12 protein-coding genes are annotated in these 16,950 nt (G+C 52.4%); 9 read left to right on the top strand and 3 right to left on the bottom strand.

Going from position 1 to position 16,950, the window contains the following annotated elements; translation table 11 throughout:
* Positions 1-86 precede the first annotated feature (86 nt).
* The 4 genes from murC to NFS31_RS04315 all read left to right on the top strand — a co-directional run bounded on the left by murC (position 87) and on the right by NFS31_RS04315 (position 5,221).
* Complete coding sequence (gene murC / locus NFS31_RS04330) at positions 87-1,469, top strand: UDP-N-acetylmuramate--L-alanine ligase (protein ID WP_251492003.1); 1,383 nt, start codon at positions 87-89, stop codon at positions 1,467-1,469.
* A gap of 230 nt (positions 1,470-1,699) precedes the next feature.
* Positions 1,700-2,929: a DnaD domain protein gene (locus tag NFS31_RS04325; RefSeq protein WP_331482487.1), complete on the top strand. Its 1,230-nt coding sequence runs from the start codon at positions 1,700-1,702 to the stop codon at positions 2,927-2,929.
* The gene (locus tag NFS31_RS04320; RefSeq protein WP_251492001.1) at positions 2,919-3,929 is read left to right on the top strand and encodes an ATP-binding protein; all 1,011 of its coding nucleotides are present in this window, start codon (positions 2,919-2,921) and stop codon (positions 3,927-3,929) included. Before NFS31_RS04325 ends, NFS31_RS04320 begins: the two co-directional genes overlap by 11 nt.
* Before the next feature lie 86 nt (positions 3,930-4,015).
* The gene (locus tag NFS31_RS04315; RefSeq protein WP_251491999.1) at positions 4,016-5,221 is read left to right on the top strand and encodes a ribose-phosphate pyrophosphokinase; all 1,206 of its coding nucleotides are present in this window, start codon (positions 4,016-4,018) and stop codon (positions 5,219-5,221) included.
* A 678-nt stretch (positions 5,222-5,899) separates the two neighbouring features.
* Here the strand turns inward: NFS31_RS04315 and NFS31_RS04310 are convergent.
* From NFS31_RS04310 to asnS, 3 genes are all read right to left on the bottom strand, one after another.
* Positions 5,900-7,774, bottom strand: a complete 1,875-nt coding sequence (locus NFS31_RS04310; RefSeq protein ID WP_251491997.1) for an ATP-binding protein — start codon at positions 7,772-7,774, stop codon at positions 5,900-5,902.
* Between the two features lie 5 nt (positions 7,775-7,779).
* Positions 7,780-8,850, bottom strand: a complete 1,071-nt coding sequence (locus NFS31_RS04305; RefSeq protein WP_251491995.1) for a metallophosphoesterase family protein — start codon at positions 8,848-8,850, stop codon at positions 7,780-7,782.
* Between the two features lie 69 nt (positions 8,851-8,919).
* Positions 8,920-10,311: an asparagine--tRNA ligase gene (gene asnS, locus NFS31_RS04300; protein WP_251491993.1), complete on the bottom strand. Its 1,392-nt coding sequence runs from the start codon at positions 10,309-10,311 to the stop codon at positions 8,920-8,922.
* 645 nt (positions 10,312-10,956) lie between these two features.
* Between asnS and NFS31_RS04295 the strand changes: the two genes are divergently transcribed.
* From NFS31_RS04295 to NFS31_RS04275, 5 genes are all read left to right on the top strand, one after another.
* Positions 10,957-12,231 carry a glucose-1-phosphate adenylyltransferase gene (locus NFS31_RS04295; protein ID WP_251491991.1) on the top strand — a complete coding sequence of 425 codons (1,275 nt, stop codon included), beginning with the start codon at positions 10,957-10,959 and terminating at the stop codon, positions 12,229-12,231.
* Complete coding sequence (glgD, locus tag NFS31_RS04290; protein WP_251491989.1) at positions 12,228-13,349, top strand: glucose-1-phosphate adenylyltransferase subunit GlgD; 1,122 nt, start codon at positions 12,228-12,230, stop codon at positions 13,347-13,349. The genes NFS31_RS04295 and glgD overlap by 4 nt, the downstream gene beginning before the upstream one ends.
* Before the next feature lie 26 nt (positions 13,350-13,375).
* On the top strand, positions 13,376-13,657 hold the full coding sequence (spoVG, locus tag NFS31_RS04285; RefSeq protein ID WP_251491987.1) for a septation regulator SpoVG: 282 nt from the start codon (positions 13,376-13,378) through the stop codon (positions 13,655-13,657).
* A gap of 217 nt (positions 13,658-13,874) precedes the next feature.
* Entirely contained in the window at positions 13,875-15,356 is a 1,482-nt protein-coding gene (locus NFS31_RS04280; RefSeq protein WP_251491985.1) for a Na+/H+ antiporter NhaC family protein, read from the top strand.
* A gap of 45 nt (positions 15,357-15,401) precedes the next feature.
* Positions 15,402-16,847 carry a sensor domain-containing diguanylate cyclase gene (locus NFS31_RS04275; RefSeq protein WP_251491983.1) on the top strand — a complete coding sequence of 482 codons (1,446 nt, stop codon included), beginning with the start codon at positions 15,402-15,404 and terminating at the stop codon, positions 16,845-16,847.
* Positions 16,848-16,950: the final 103 nt, after the last annotated feature.

Below are 16,950 nucleotides of genomic sequence, written 5' to 3'. Positions count from 1 at the left end.
AATAGAAAAAGGTAACTGTTCAGGCTGCCTGAACGGTTATGGGCAGGCATCTGGCAGGAATAATAATAAAAAAGGTGGAGAGGGATATGTATAAGATTGATTTTAACAGGCCGCAGTGGATTCATTTCATCGGGATCGGCGGGATCAGCATGAGCGGCCTGGCGGAGATATTGAAGGATAAGGGCTTTGAGGTTTCCGGCTCTGATGTAAAGGACGGGGAGCAGACTACGCACTTGCGCGAGATGGGTATACAGGCTGCGATCGGCCAGAAGGCGGAGAATATAAAGGAAGGGATGGACGCAGTGGTGTACACAGCGGCTATCCATAAAGAGAGCAACGAAGAGTATCAGGAGGCAGAGCGGCAGGGTATCCCGCTTTTAAGCCGCGCAGAGCTTCTGGGGCAGATGATGAAGAATTATAAGGAAGCGATCGCGATTGCCGGCACGCATGGAAAGACGACGACGACGTCGATGGTGACAGAGATTTTTCTGGCGGCGGATACGGATCCCACGGTTTCAGTGGGGGGGATCCTGCACACGATCGGCGGCAACATCCGCGTGGGGGGACCGGAATATTTTGTGACCGAGGCGTGCGAATACACGGACAGCTTTCTTTCCTTCTGGCCGGATACGGCGGTGGTGCTGAATGTGGAAGAGGATCATCTCGATTATTTTAAGGATATCCATGCGATCCGCCGCTCTTTTAAACGGTTTATAAATCTTGTGCCGGAGAGGGGGATTGTGGTGATAAACGGGGAGATCGACCGTTTCCGTGAACTGGCTGATGAGGCAAAGGGCAGAGTCGTCACCTTTGGGCCCGGCCGGGAGAATGATTACAGCGCGGATGCGATCACGTATGACAGCGAAGCGAGGCCCTCCTTTGACGTCTATATCCGCGGCGAGAGCTTCGGGAGAGTCAGTCTGGGCGTTGAGGGCGGGCATAATGTGTATAATGCGCTGGCCGCTGTTGCGGTCGCGGTGGAACACGGGATTTCCATGGACGCGGTCAGGAAGGGCCTGCTGAATTTTCAGGGCACGGACCGCCGGTTCCAGAAAAAAGGGGTCAGGGACGGCGTGACGATCATTGATGATTATGCGCATCACCCGAGCGAGATTCAGGCGACGCTGCGGACCGCCAGGGAATACACGGACGGGCGCATCTGGTGTGTGTTTCAGCCGCACACGTATTCCAGGACAAAGGCGTTTTTAGATGAGTTTGCCGAGGCCCTTTCTCTGGCCGACTGCGTGATCCTGACCGATATCTATCCGGCCAGGGAGACGGATACGCTGGGCGTGAGCTCGGCGGATATCGCGGATCGCTTAAAGGCCCGGGGCGTTTCCGTATGGTATTTACCCACATTTGAGGAGACGGAAAAATTTATTTTAAAAAATTGTATACAGGGTGAATTGTTGATAACTATGGGCGCGGGAGACATTGTAAAAGTGGGAGAAGAGCTGCTTGGACTCTAGTTATCCACATTATCCACATAGTTTTCAACATTTTAACACGGAAAGCTATGTGGATTTTTTGTGATTAAACGGGGAAACGGGGGATGTCCGCAAATGTTGATAAATCAGGCATTCGACATTAACAGACACGAATCGGAAGGATAAATCAGAGGCTTTTCCACATTATCCACAATTTCCACAGCATATTTGGTGGATAAATCGGACTATTTCCTTTTGCGGGAACGTGTGATATGATGAATACAGAGGAAACTGAGCGGGGGTCAAAAGGCGCTTCGGGCCGCTTGCCAAGATACGGCGCGCCAGGAAGGCCCGGATGTGCGCCGGACAGGGAACACGGCGTTTTTGCCGGGCGGAGCAGGGATGGTGAGAAGATGGATGTGCGTTTAAAGAACAGACTGACCGTGGGAGTCACGACGATCTCCAATATTTTTATTGATCAGTATTTAGCCGGCGCCAGCGGGGAATACATAAAAGTGTATCTGTATCTCATGCGCCATGAGGGCGAGGCTGTGAGCGTGGAGGCCGTGGCGGACGCTTTGAACCATACGGAATCGGATGTGCGCCGCGCCCTGGCATACTGGCAGCGCGTCGGGGTTCTGGACGATCTGTCTGCGCAGGCGGCGGGAGAGGAGACGGGAGATCCCGCGCCTGTCCGCACGGGAGAGCCTGTAAAGCCCCCGGAAGGAACTTCGCCCGGCGGGTCAGGCCCGGCGCCGTCCGAAGTTCCCGGCGCGTATGGGCCCTGTGATATGGAGGCATTGTCCAGGGACGAGGCGTTTACCCAGCTTGTTTACATCGCGCAGAAGTATTTGAATAAGACGTTTACCCCCACAGACTGTCAGATTCTGGGAAACCTCTATGCAAATGTGGGGATTGCGCCGGAGCTTCTGGAGTATCTGATGGAATACTGCGCGCAGAACCATCACACCAGCCTGCGCTATGCGGAGAAGGTGGCCTTAAGCTGGCATGAAAAGAACATCGCCACCGTGGAGGAGGCCAGGGCCCATTCCCGGAGCTTTTCAAAGGAATCCTTTGCCGTTATGAAGGCCATGGGATTAAACGGGCGCAGCCCGGCGGATTTTGAGTATGATCTGATGGAAAAATGGTTCCGGAACTATGGTTTTACCCGCGAGCTCGTGGTGGAAGCGTGCAGCAGGACCATCAGGGCCATACATAATCCAAGCTTTGCGTATGCGGACCGGATTCTGACGGACTGGAAGGAGGCCGGGGTGCGGACGATGCGCGACATAAACGCCCTGGACAAGGTCCGCAGGGAGAAATCCGCCGCAAAAGAGGCAAAGGATGAGAGAAGCCCGGACAGGGGCAGGGCAAAGCGATCCGGTTCCGGGCGCGCGTCGAACCGTTTCCACAATTTGGAAGAGCACGGCTATGATTATGATGAGATGATATGGACCATGATTAATGCAGGAAAAGAGGCAGGAGGCAGAGATGGCGCTTAGCAATTCGCAGTATGATTCCATCATGCGGCTCTACAACCGGACGCAGCTTTCTCAGAAGCACGCGCTGGATCAGAGGACGGCGGAGATCTATGAGAGGATACCTGCCATCCGGGAGATGAATGAGGAGATCGCCTCGTCAGCGGTGAAAGGAGCCAGACAGTTACTGGACGGCGATACGACGGCAACAGAGCGCCTTAAGAGGACCATTGAAGGGCTTCGGGAGGAGAGGCAGGTTCTGCTGGCGGCCTATGGCTATCCAAAGGATTACTTGGAGATGCGCTATGACTGTCCGGACTGTAAGGATACAGGATACAGGGACGGGAAGAAGTGCCATTGTTTCCGTCAGAGGGAGATTGATCTTTTGTACTCCCAGTCCAATATAAAGGAGATCGTAAAGCAGGAAAATTTCAGCCGTTTTTCCTACGATTTTTTCGATGATACCAGGATTGACGGCCGCAGCGGCAAGACAGCCAGGGAGTACATGCGCCAGGTCGTGCAGATTTGCCGGGAGTATGTGGACCGCTTTGACAGCGAAAAGGGAAATATCCTTTTTACCGGAAAGACGGGCCTTGGAAAGACCTTTTTGAGCAACTGCATCGCCAGGGAGCTGATCGAGCGCTGCCACAGCGTGGTCTATCTTCCCGCGGTGGAGATGTTCGAGATCTTTTCAAAAGAGCGCTTTTCCTATGACTCCACAGACGAAGAACGGGATCGCTCGCGGTATCTGATGGAGTGTGATCTCCTGATCATCGACGATCTGGGGACAGAGCTGGTCAATACCTTTACCACCTCCCAGCTCTTTTATGTGATCAATGAGCGCCTGAACCGGAAAAAGGGAACCATCATTTCCACCAACCTTCCGGTCAATGAGATGCGGGATGAATTTACGGATCGTGTGATGTCCCGTATTATCAGCAAATACCGGGTGATCCCGCTCTTCGGCGAGGACATCCGCATTCAGATGAAACTGAAAGGGTATACCGCCGCCGGCTCCCTGTAAGGAGATACGATGCCGGGAAACACGATGCTACTGTCCGCTGCCGGGCGGGGCGCGGGCAGCGACAGAACGATAGCTGGAGGAGAGCAATGCTGTACGAAGAAAAAATTATTGAGACAATCCCCGCGGGGCCGCTGGGTTTAATTCCTTTAAAGGGGTGCGCCGGGATGGGAAAAAAGGTGGACAGATATCTGGTTGAGTGGAGAAGAGAGCGGGAGAGCGAGCACAAGACCACCATCGCCTTTTCGGGATACCAGAGGGATACGTATATCATCGGCGCCGATACGCCGCGCTTTGGGACCGGCGAGGCCAAGGGCTCGATCTCAGAGTCCGTGCGCGGGGACGATATCTATATTTTGGTGGACATATGCAACTACAGCCTAACCTATTCCCTGTGCGGGATGGTAAACCACATGTCCCCGGACGACCATTTCCAGGATTTAAAACGAATCATTGCCGCCGTAGGGGGTAAGGCGAGGCGCATCAATGTGATTATGCCCTTTTTATATGAAAGCCGCCAGCACAAGCGCTCCGGGCGCGAGTCTTTAGACTGCGCCCTGGCGCTGGAGGAGCTGGTGAGCATGGGAGTGGAGAATATCATTACCTTTGACGCCCACGATCCGCGCGTGCAGAATGCGATTCCCCTCAAAGGCTTTGAGACAGTGCAGCCGATCTACCAGTTTATCAAATATCTGTTAAAATATGAGACAGAGCTTCAGATTGACAGCGAGCACATGATGGTGATAAGCCCCGACGAGGGCGGCATGTCGCGCGCCGTGTATTTTGCCAACGTGCTCGGCCTGGATATGGGGATGTTTTATAAGCGGCGTGATTACACGCAGATTGTAAACGGGCGCAACCCGATTGTGGCCCATGAGTTTTTGGGCTCCAGCGTGGAGGGCAAGGATGTGATCATCGTGGATGATATGATTTCCTCCGGAGAAAGCATGCTCGACGTGGCAAAGGAGCTAAAGAGCCGGAAAGCGGGAAAGGTTTTTGTCTGCTCTACCTTCGGGCTTTTTACAAACGGGCTGGGCAAGTTTGACAAGTATTATGAAAACGGGCTGATTGACCGGGTGCTGACCACAAATCTGGTCTACCAGACGCCGGAGCTTCTCTCAAAGCCTTACTATATCGATGTGGATATGAGCAAATATATCGCGTTGATTATTGACAATCTGAACCACGACGCGTCGCTCAGCGAGCTGCTGAACCCGACGAGGCGGATTAACCGGATTCTGGAGAGATACCGCGCGGGGGTGAGGGGAGAGAAGGGAGAGTTACTGTTCAAGTAGGTCTGCGCAGACCGTATGATAACCTGGGCTGGCGGGCAAAAATCCCATCTCCGCAGGCGATTTTCATGGATTTTGCTGGTTGCTGTGAACAGTAACCAAGGGAGAGCGCAGTGATACGGGACTTATAAAATAAATATAATGTACTCTCGGAATCTTGCTGTGCCTGATTTTGTGAGATGATTTTTTGTCAGATGTGCACAAATTTATGAGGCGTACGTGGAGCGTACGTTGATTAAATTTGGGTGCATCTGGCGGAAAATCAGCCGCAAAAGCAGGCGCAGAGAGATTCCGAGAGTACATTATAGAAAACTGTGGTATTACATGATATAATTTCAGTGTTGCCCAACCGATACCCGGCAGCGGGAGGAGGTGTTTATGTGGAAGTTGCAATCTCCTTTTTAGTGACTGTCGCAGCGGGTCTGGTCTGCCACCCGATTTGCAAATGGCTAGACAGGAACGATAAGGGCAAACAATAGCCTGGTGGGTGCTTTGCCACTAAAAAAGAAAAGAAGAATCCCCTGACTGTGCTGCAACACGGTCAGGGGATTTCGTTCTTTGTCCATGTGGACTTGCAATCTCTTTCTGCCTACTGGCATTATAGCATATGCATTTTTACTTTTCAATATGCAAACTAAGGAAAAAATGTTACAGCTCACACGGGGCGGGGAAAACTGTAACCTATATTCTAATAAGATGAAACGGCATATCCATCTCCCGGAGCGCCTGCTCCTCGCGCTCGTGACAGGTAAAGAGGATCATCTGCCCCTTATAAGCCTGCGGCAGCCAGCGCAGGGCTGTTTTGAGCCGGTCATTATCGTACAGCACGAAGCTGTCGTCAAAGATCAAAGGCATGCGGTCGATCCCGCGCTGGATAAACCGGGCGGCGGCCAGGCGGAGAGCCAGGTAGATCTGATCCGCTGTGCCGCTGCTGGTCTGTTCCAAGGGGATCAGCTTGCGGCTGGTATTCAGGAACGCATTGAGGTTTTCGTCAATGCTTATGCTGGCATAGACGCCGCCGGTGATGCCGCTGATCAGATCCGAGGCGGTCTTGTTTAAGTACAGGCCAAAGGAGTCGCGGATCGAGAACGACAGATCCTGCATGGTTTCCAGAGCCAGATCAATGGCCTCGATATCGACATGCAGCCGGTCGTTTTCGCTGATAATCTGCTTTAAGGCCGCGGCCCGGTCCTTGCAGTCCGAGAGATGCTCGAGCTTCTTTTCCAGCTCCCACTGGACGCGCTGCTGGCGTTCGATCGTCTCGCCGCAGGCATTCTGGCGCTCTAAAAGAGACGAGATGGCTTCTGTCTGCTGTTTTAAGGTTTCCCGCGAATGGGACATATTCTGATAGAGCTGGTTAAATTCCGCGATCCGCACCCGAAGCGCTTCCATAGCCGGATCGCTGACGGCGCTGTCGCCCAGATGCCGCCGGAAGATCTCGGAGAGAGCCGCATGGCACAGGCGGGCTTCTTTATCGTGCCTCCTGCGGCGGAACATTGAAAAAAGCCCTGCCGCAAGGGAGGCGGCCCCGGCCAGTCCGGAGAGGATCGCCGCGGCAGGCGCGCCGGCAAAGTAAAGGGAGGAGAAAAGCGGGAGGCGATCCGGGTAATACCAGGCGTAAAGGCAAACGCCAAAGACAGCGCAGAGGAGAGCGGCGGCGGTAAAGAACAGGCCGGGCAGGATACGCCCGGAACGGTTTTTCGCGATCTCCTCAGACTCCGTATAATTGCGGTAGAGCGCCTCGGCGTTATTCAGATAGGACTGGATTGAGGCGTCGTCCGAAAACTCGAATTCCTCCATCATCTGCCAGCCGCGGTCAAGCTTTGCGGCCAGCTCGTTCTTTTCCCTCTGTTTTTCGTCAATCGCCTGTTTCAGCTCTTCGCGCAGAGCGGTGTATTGCAGCATCTGGTTCTCATATTCCGGCGAGGCGATCTCCTTTTCGATGCCCCTTATCTCGGTCAGAAGCATGGTATAGGTCCTGGCCGCCTCGGGGCTTAGCTGGGCCTGCAGCTCCTTTTTCTGCTTCTTTAAATAATCGCTGGCCTTTGTGATATTAAGGGACATATTGCCGGAGGTGTTCATATTGGCAATATAGTTTTTCAGCTCTGAGATCATGCCGTCCTCGGTGGCGCTTTTGAGCTGGCTGATGCTGATGGTATTGTTGTAGGCCATCTCGCTTAAGCCGCCGAGGAGCTCGTCCATAAAGGCTTTGCCGCCGGTTTCCTCCCGCCCGGTGGTTTCATTGATGATCGTAAATTCCTTCCGGTTCTTCTGAAAGCTGCGCTCGATCCGGTAAACCATGCCGTCCGCTTCCAGGCGGAGCTGGCCTTCGTATGTCCCGCTGCTGTCCCAGGGCTCGTAGCGGCTGTAGATATCATTCCTGGCGGCGCGTCCCCTCTGGCGCTCCAGGCCGAACAGCATGCTGCGGATAAAGGTGTGAATCGTAGACTTTCCGGCCTCATTCTTGCCGTAAACCACATTGATGCCGTCCTCAAAGGAGACGGACATATTGTGGAATTTCCCAAAGCCGCTGATATATAGATCAAGGAACCGCATGTCTTCTAACTCCTTTCATCGGTCGTGAGTAAAAGCGCGTGGATTCCGTAGAACAGGGCTTTCTTCTCAACGGGGCTCATTTCGGGCTTTTGCAGGGCGCGGATATAAAAGCCGATCATATCGCCCGGATGCTCGGCAAACAGGGCGCTGAAATCGTACTGGGGTTCGGACTCGTCCACGATATCCGTGATGCGGTAGCGAAGCTTAAGCGCCTCCAGATCAAAGCATGTCTCCGGATCGCGCATGCCCCGGATGCGGAAGCGGTAGATGTGATCCGTTCCGCGCTTCTCCACCTCATGCGAGATCTTTAAGTAAAGCTCCGTATTGGCCGTGGCAGGGGTTACGTTGACCACCAGCGGGATATAGCGGATTTTGGCCATGGGGATAAAGGACAGGGAGGTAACCTCTAAACTGATGGGGCTGATTTCGCCGCAAAATATCCCGTGCGCCCCTGTCTCCGTCTTGTCAAGCGGCTCCGGGGAGCCGCAGAAGGCCATCTTCTTGTCTGTGAGAATCTCCGGCTTGTGGATATGGCCGAGCGCGATATAGGAAAAGCCCGACGCGGCCAGGGAGGCCCTGTCAATGGGACAGTGGTTCATATCCCCGCCATGCCCCAGAAGAATATGGATGCGTCCGTCCCGCGGGGCGGACGCCTGATTGATCTTCGGCTCGCGGATCTCGGGCGTGTAGTAGGAAAAGCCCGTCACCTCTGTATTCAGCTCCTCAAAATACACGGAAGCCATCTCCGCTCCGCTTAAGAATGTGACATTAGGGCTCCAGGAAAAGCTCAGAACCGCCGAGCTGCTCCGGATGCGGTCATGATTGCCGGCGATCATGACCACCTTCACGCGCGGGATTGTGGAAAACAGATAATTGACTTCCTTTAAATCCTTTAAAAGCGGCTGGCGGTGGAACAGATCGCCGGCGATAAACAGAAAATCGACGCCCATCTGCTTTGCTTTTTCAATGATGGCGGCAAAGGTATCCCGGATATCCCGGGCGCGTTCCCTGCTCCAGGGCTTGTCGCTGTCAGGGGACATGCCCCAGTGGATGTCCCCGGTATGGATAAACTTCAAGTCATTCCCCTCTTCTTTTCACAGTATGGCTTACAGCTCATAACCGTTCAGACAACCTCTGAACGGTTGCTACAGCTCGCAGTTATTCACCGTCCTCGGGAACGGAATCACGTCCCGGATGTTGGAGATCCCGGTCAGGTACATCACGCAGCGCTCAAATCCAAGCCCAAAGCCGGAATGTCTGGCAGAGCCGTATTTGCGCAGATCCAGATAGAAGCCGTAATCTTCCTTCTTAAGCCCCAGCTCGTCCATACGGGCCGCCAGCTTTTCGTAATCATCTTCTCTCTGGCTGCCTCCGATGATCTCCCCGATGCCCGGAACCAGGCAGTCCATGGCGGCCACGGTCTTATTATCATCATTCATCTTCATATAGAAGGCTTTGATCTCCTTTGGATAGTCTGTGACAAAGACAGGGCGCTTAAAAATCTGCTCGGTTAAGTACCGCTCATGCTCAGTCTGCAAATCGCAGCCCCAGTATACTTTATAATCAAACTCGTCGTTGTGTTCCTTTAAAAGCTCAACGGCTTCGGTATAGGTTACATGTCCGAATTCGGAATTCAGCACATGGTTTAAGCGCTCAATCAGCCCTTTGTCGATGAACTGGTTAAAGAAATTCATCTCCTCCGGAGCGTGCTCCATGACGTAGCGGATCACATATTTCAGCATCCCTTCCGCCACGGCCATATTGTCCTTCAGATCCGCGAACGCCATCTCCGGCTCCACCATCCAGAACTCCGCCGCATGGCGCGTGGTATTGGAATTCTCGGCGCGGAACGTGGGGCCAAAGGTATAAATATTGCGGAAAGCCATGGCAAAGGTTTCGCCGTTGAGCTGCCCGCTCACGGTCAGGCTCGTGGGCTTGTTAAAGAAATCCTGCGAAAAGTCCACAGCCCCGTCGCTGGTTTTTGGGGGATTATTCATATCCAGAGTCGTCACCTGGAACATCTCGCCCGCGCCTTCGCAGTCGCTTCCCGTGATCAGGGGCGTATGCACATAGACAAAATCCCTCTCCTGGAAATACTGGTGGATCGCATATGCGGCCAGGGAGCGCACGCGGAACACGGCCTGGAACGTGTTTGTCCGGGGACGCAGATGGGAAATGGTCCGCAAATACTCCAGCGTATGGCGCTTCTTCTGCAGGGGATAATCCGAGGCGGACGCGCCCTCCACCGTCACGCAGGACGCCTGAATCTCAAACGGCTGCTTCGCCTCAGGGGTGGCAACCAGAACGCCTTTTACAAGAATCGCAGCCCCAACATTTAATTTGGAAACAGCGGCGAAATTCTCCAGAGTATCGTGATAAACTATCTGAAGCGTTTCAAAATAGCTTCCGTCGCTGACAACAATAAAGCCAAACGCCTTGGAGGCCCGTACGCTTTTAACCCATCCGCCGATTTCGATTTCCTTATCAAGATAAGCTTCTCTGCCGCGGTAGATTTCTCTTATTGTTACTAAATTCATAAATACTGCTCCTTTATAAAATGATCTGGTGATATTATACTTTATTTTGTCCGGGTATTCAAGGGCAAGAGCCATCGGTTTCTTTATTCCCGCGGGCAACGAGCCAGGTGGGCATGCTTGCATGCACATTTGGCGGCTGCCGCGAGGGTCAAATACCCCGCTGCTCTGCAGCGCTGCAAGTTTGACGCCCCGTTGCTTGCAGAGGGGTTGTTGACTCAGGTAGCTGACAGGTGAAGCGTAACCAGAAACATAATTGGACGGCCTTTACCGCCCGGCCTTCAGCAGGTTCTGCCAGGAACATACGTTCAAAAGATGGTTTTATTGGCATGAAATAAAAAACATATCTGTGAAATTTTATTTGACATATTGTGTATAATACCTACATATAGTTGCAATATCACTATGGAATACCTGTATATAGTATCACTAAATTACCTTTACCGTCACATTTGTTCACTGCGATGAACAAATCCCATCTGAACAGTAGGGATTTAGTAAATAATACACAACCCTCTGGAGGAAATGTCAGAAAATGTACATTTTTCAGTCAAATTCTGTTAAATAATTGTTCACTATTTCGTAAAGATATGGTATAATAGAGGATACAATTAAGCTATACATTAACTAACATCAAGGGGTGATATCGTGATTAAAAAAGAAATGATTGCTATGCTGTTAGCAGGCGGACAAGGCAGCCGCCTGGGAGTCCTGACCCAGAAGGTTGCAAAGCCGGCAGTTTCTTTCGGAGGGAAATATCGTATCATCGATTTTCCGTTGAGCAACTGCATTAACTCAGGAGTTGACACCGTCGGAGTTTTAACACAATACCAGCCGCTGCGCTTAAATGCGCATATCGGTATCGGTATCCCGTGGGATCTGGATCGCAATGTCGGAGGCGTAACCGTGCTTCCGCCGTATGAGAAGAGCAAGGGAAGCGACTGGTACACAGGTACGGCGAATGCGATTTATCAGAATCTTGAATATATGGAGAACTACAATCCGGAATATGTCCTGATTCTGTCCGGAGATCATATTTACAAGATGGACTATGAGGTGATGCTGGAGTACCACAAGGCGAACAATGCGGATGTGACGATCGCGGCCATGCAGGTTCCGATTGAGGAGGCCAGCCGTTTCGGTATCGTGATCACAGATGACAACAACCGCATCACGGAGTTTGAGGAGAAGCCGGAGCATCCGCGCAGCAACCTTGCCTCCATGGGTATCTACATCTTTAGCTGGCCGGTTTTACGCGACGCGCTGCTCAAGCTGTCTGACGAGCCGGGCTGTGACTTTGGTAAACATATCATTCCGTTCTGCCATGCGGCAGGCAAGCGGATATTCGCCTACGAGTACAATGGCTACTGGAAGGACGTAGGAACGCTGGGCTCTTACTGGGAGGCCAATATGGAGCTGATTGACATTATTCCGGAATTCAACTTATATGAGGAATACTGGAAGATTTACACAAAGAGCGATATTATCCCTCCGCAGTTTACATCCGAGAACTCAAAGGTGGAGCGCAGCATCATCGGAGAGGGCACGGAGATCTACGGCGAGGTAAGCAACTCCGTGATCGGCGCGGGCGTGACGATCGGAGAGGGCGCGGTCGTGAAGGATTCCATCATCATGAAGGGCAGCGTGGTCGGCGCCGGCGTCTATATGAATAAAGCGATTGTGGCTGAGGATGTCGTGATAGGGGCCAATGCGCAGATCGGCGTCGGTGAGTACGCGCCGAGCAAATACGATCCCAAGGTGTATCAGTTTGATCTGGTAACGATCGGCGAGCGTTCTACTGTACCGGACGGAGTGAAGATTGGCAAGAACACAGCGATTTCAGGCGAGACGACGGCAGAGGATTATCATGGCGGAATACTTGAAAGCGGAGACTATATCATAAAGGCAGGGGGAGTACAATGAGAGCAATCGGTATTGTTTTAGCTGGCGGCAACAGCAAGAGAATGAGAGAATTATCCAACAAGAGAGCAATCGCTGCTATGCCTATCGCAGGCAGCTACCGCAGTGTCGATTTTGCCCTGAGCAATATGAGCAACTCCCACATCCAGAGCGTTGCGGTGCTGACCCAGTATAATTCCCGCTCGCTGAACGAGCACTTAAGCTCTTCCAAGTGGTGGGATTTCGGGCGCAAGCAGGGTGGCATGTTTGTATTCACGCCGACCATCACGGCGGAGAGCAGCGACTGGTACAGAGGCACAGCGGACGCGCTCTACCAGAATCTGGATTATTTAAAGAAAAGCCATGAGCCCTACGTGGTTCTGGCAGCCGGAGACGGCATCTATAAGTTAGATTACAATAAGGTTCTCGAATACCATGTGGAGAAAAAGGCGGATATCACCGTGGTCTGCAAGGATATGGCCCCGGAGGAGGATGTGACGCGCTTTGGCCTGGTGAAGACGAATGATTCGGGGCGGATCATTGATTTTGATGAGAAGCCCATGGTTGCCACGTCGAACACGATTTCGTGCGGAATTTATGTGATCCGCCGCCGTCAGCTCATTGAACTGATCGAGCGCTGCGCCGCCGAAGACCGCTACGATTTCGTGACGGATATCCTGGTGCGCTATAAGAATTTAAAGAGAATCTATGCATACAAGCTTAACACGTACTGGAACAACATCGCCTCTGTGGACGCTTATTATAAGACGAACATGGATTTCTTAAAGCCGGAAGTGAGAAACTATTTCTTTAAGGAATATCCGGAGGTTTACTCCAAGGTTGACGATCTTCCCCCGGCAAAGTACAATCCGGGAGCGGTTGTGAAGAACAGCCTTGTATCCAGCGGCTGCATCCTGAACGGAACAGTGGAGAATTCGGTTCTTTTCAAAAAGGTGTATGTCGGCAACAATTGTGTGATTAAGAACTCCATTGTTCTTAACGATGTATATATTGGAGATAACACCGTAATTGAAAACTGTATCGTAGAGAGCCGTGATACGATCCGGGCAAACACCACACATATCGGCACACCGGATAATCTCAAGATTGTGATCGAAAAGAATGAGAGATTTACGTTATAAAAGAAACAGACGGAGAGGGAAAAAATATGCAGATTACGGACGTTCGAGTAAGGAGGATTGAAAAGGAAGGAAAGATGAAGGCCATTGTGTCCATCACTCTTGACAATGAGTTTGTGGTTCATGATATCAAGGTAATAGAGGGAGAGAAGGGCCTTTTCATTGCTATGCCGAGCCGCAAAGCTGCAGACGGAGAATACCGTGATATCGCCCATCCGATTAATTCCGGCACACGCGATATGATACAGAGTATTATTCTTGCGAAGTATGAAGCGACGGCCCTTGAGATGGCGGAAGAAGCTACCGAGTAAACGGCGGCGGGACGGCGTGGATAACGTTAAAAATTAGAAGGTATACTCCGGTTGTCGAACAGGCGGCCGGAGTATTTATGCACACGGGCGCTCAAAGAAGATTGTCAGCAAAGCCGGCAGGCGCGCGGGCAGGAGGAGGTGAACCTTCCCCTGCTTTGGCTTTCAGACAAAATAAGATAAGTTACTGCTTTTTGTACAAAATGAGGAGGCATAAAAAATGAGCGGTACAGTTTTTTCTCTGATTCCTCCTGTTGTGGCGATTGCTCTGGCGCTGGCCACAAAGGAGGTTTATCTTTCCCTGTTGATAGGGATTCTTTCTGGGGCGGTTCTCTATGTGGGGCCTAACCCCCTTCATGCAGTGGAAACCATGGTTGCCATTATGGGAGATAAGATAGGCGGAAATGTCAATATTCTGCTGTTTTTATCGTTTTTGGGTATTGTGGTGGCCCTGATCACCAAGTCGGGCGCGTCGAAGGCGTACGGCGAATGGGCCTCCCGGTCGATTAAAAACAAAAAGGGAGCGCTTCTGTCCACCATGTTTCTGGGTTCCCTGATATTTGTTGACGACTATTTTAACTGCCTGACAGTCGGCACGGTGATGCGGCCGGTGACAGACAAGCACAAGATCAGCCGCGCAAAGCTGGCGTATATCATTGACGCCACAGCGGCGCCGGTATGCATCATTGCGCCCATCTCGAGCTGGGCGGCGGCGGTGGGCTCTTCTCTTCCGGAGGGAAGCGGCGTAGACGGCTTTAACCTGTTTCTGCGCACGATTCCCTTTAACCTCTATGCGATATTGACCATTATTTTTATGCTGGTTATGATTCTCGGGGGCTTTGACTTTTCGGCGATGAAGCGGTATGATGAAAAGGTAGAGAGGGATGGATTTGAAAAGACCGTGGAAGCGGATGCCTATACGGTGGCGGGAAATGGAAAGGTGATGGATCTGGTTGCGCCGATCGCTGTTCTGATCCTGTTTTGTATCGCGGCCATGCTGTATACGGGCGGGATCCTTTCCGGCGCGAATGTGGTGGACGCGTTTGCAAACTGCGACTCCTCTTTAAGCCTGGTGCTGGGCTCCTTTTTTACCCTGGTGTTTATTTTTATCTTTTACCTGGCGAGAAGAGTGCTGCGCTTTAATGAATTCTGCGAGACGTTTGGCATCGGGGTAAAGGCCATGATCCCGGCGATCATGATCTTAAGCCTTGCGTGGACGCTTTCCGGTATCTGCAGCGCGGATTATCTGAATATTGGCGGCTATGTAAAAGAGGTGGTGAGCGGCAGCGCTCTGGTGGGCGCGCTGATGCCCGCGATTATGTTTGCAGTCGCTTCCGGCCTGGCATTTTCGACGGGAACCTCGTGGGGAACGTTTGGCATCCTGATCCCGATCGCTTTTGCCGTAGTGGGGGCGGAGAACATGAATGCGCTGACGATTTCCACGGCCTCGATTCTGGCCGGAGCGGTGTGCGGCGATCACATTTCCCCGATTTCAGACACGACAATCCTGGCCTCAGCAGGGGCTCAGTGCGATCATATCAACCATGTTTCCACGCAGATTCCGTATGTGCTCTGTGTGGCTTCCTGCTGCTTTGTGGGATATCTGGCGGCGGGCATTACCGGCAACGGATGGGTTGGGACCGGCGTCGGTCTGGCGCTCCTTGCGGCGGTTTTGTTTGTAATTAAAAGCAGAGCAAAGTAATTGCTGGCTGTGACGAGGGTGAATCCTGTGTAAAGGAGGTGAGGAATGGTGCGGAGCAGGGGACAGAGCGGACGTTTGAAGCATTTTGTGGCCGTGTTGATTTTTTTGCTTAGTATTATGGTGGGAAACGGTTTTCTGTATTACAGAGTATTTAAGAGCTGGATTTCCTATCAGACAGAGGTTGCACTGCGCAAATATAGTGATATCGGGATGATTGTGCTGCGCGCCACTCTTGACAGCCGGGCGGAACGGCTGCGGATTATGGCCTCCTTTTGCGGGAGTGAGCCGGGAGACAGCCGTGATAACTGGGTAAAGACCATTTGCAGCTGCGCGGGCTCGGGGGCCCGTATAGGCGCGGCTGATACAGACGGGGAGCTGTGGTACGGTAATTCGGAGAACAGGGACATTTCGGATTGTGACTATTACAAACGGGTTATGAACGGGGAGCAGGTCGCTTATGAGATCCGGCCGGCCGGCTTTTCAGGAGAAGGCAGCCTGGTGATCGCGGTGCCGCGCTACGGGGCGGACGGCAGCATCACCGGCGTCTTGTGCGAAGAGTTCAATTGTGTTGATTTGGGGAATTCTTTAAATTCCGTTGACCGCACTGACAGCGGTACAACGCTGGTGATAAACGAAAAGGGAAAGGTGGTTTTCAGCTATGCCGGAATGGATGCGTTCTCTGATTTTTATGAGATGATGGAAGGTATGGATCACCGCAGAGAGGATGCAGTAGAACGGCTGAAGGCGTCTATCAGGAATAAGGAGAAGGGGTTTCTGGAATATGTCAGCAGCGGCCGCAGACGGCTTTTGTACCATCAGCCTGCAGGAGTGGAGGACTGGTGTATCATTTCGCTGGTGGACGCGCAGGCATACCAGAAGGAAAAAGGGGCGATGCGGCGGGATCTGCTTCTAATTTCCACTATAACGATTATCTGCTTTATCGGCGTGGCAATTCTGGCGGGTATGATCATGTACCGGATTCGTCAGGAGACGGAAAAGGGAAAGCGAGATTTCTTGACAGATGTGTATGACCGGAAGACAGCGAGATATATGCTGGAGCGCCATCTGGAAAAGGGAGGAAGCGGATGCTGCTTTTTCCTGGATATCGATAATTTCAAAAACATCAATGACACAAAGGGCCACGTAGCCGGAGACCGGGCGCTGCAGTATGCCGCCTCCCTGCTGAAGCAGGAGGTCCGCCATGACGATGTGGTGAGCCGGTATGGCGGCGATGAATTCTGTATCTGGCTGTGGGAGCTGCGCGACGAGTTTATCGTGCGGGGCATCGCAGAACGGCTCGTGCAGACTTTCCGGGATGAAGCAGAATTTACAATCAGCATGGGCGTTTCCTTCTTCGCAAAGGGCGACGTGTATGAGGAAGTAATCAGGCGGGCGGATCGGGCGCTCTATTTTGCCAAAGAAAACGGCAGGAATCAGTTTGCGCTTCTCCCGGAAGATGAGAAGGAAGCGGGGCAAGAGAGGACGGTCTGAGCCGGGACCGCGCGTAAAAAAGGGAAATCCGCCGGATTGTGTTCCGGGAGATTTCCCTTTTTTATGCGCGGGCCGCGCGGCGGGCACGGAGAAAACCGTTTCC

Origin of the sequence: Otoolea muris, from assembly GCF_943193115.1 — a bacterium.
GTDB lineage: Bacteria > Bacillota > Clostridia > Lachnospirales > Lachnospiraceae > Otoolea > Otoolea muris.
Note: the sequence above shows the minus strand (reverse complement) of the source record. Positions and strands in the feature narration are given on the sequence as shown.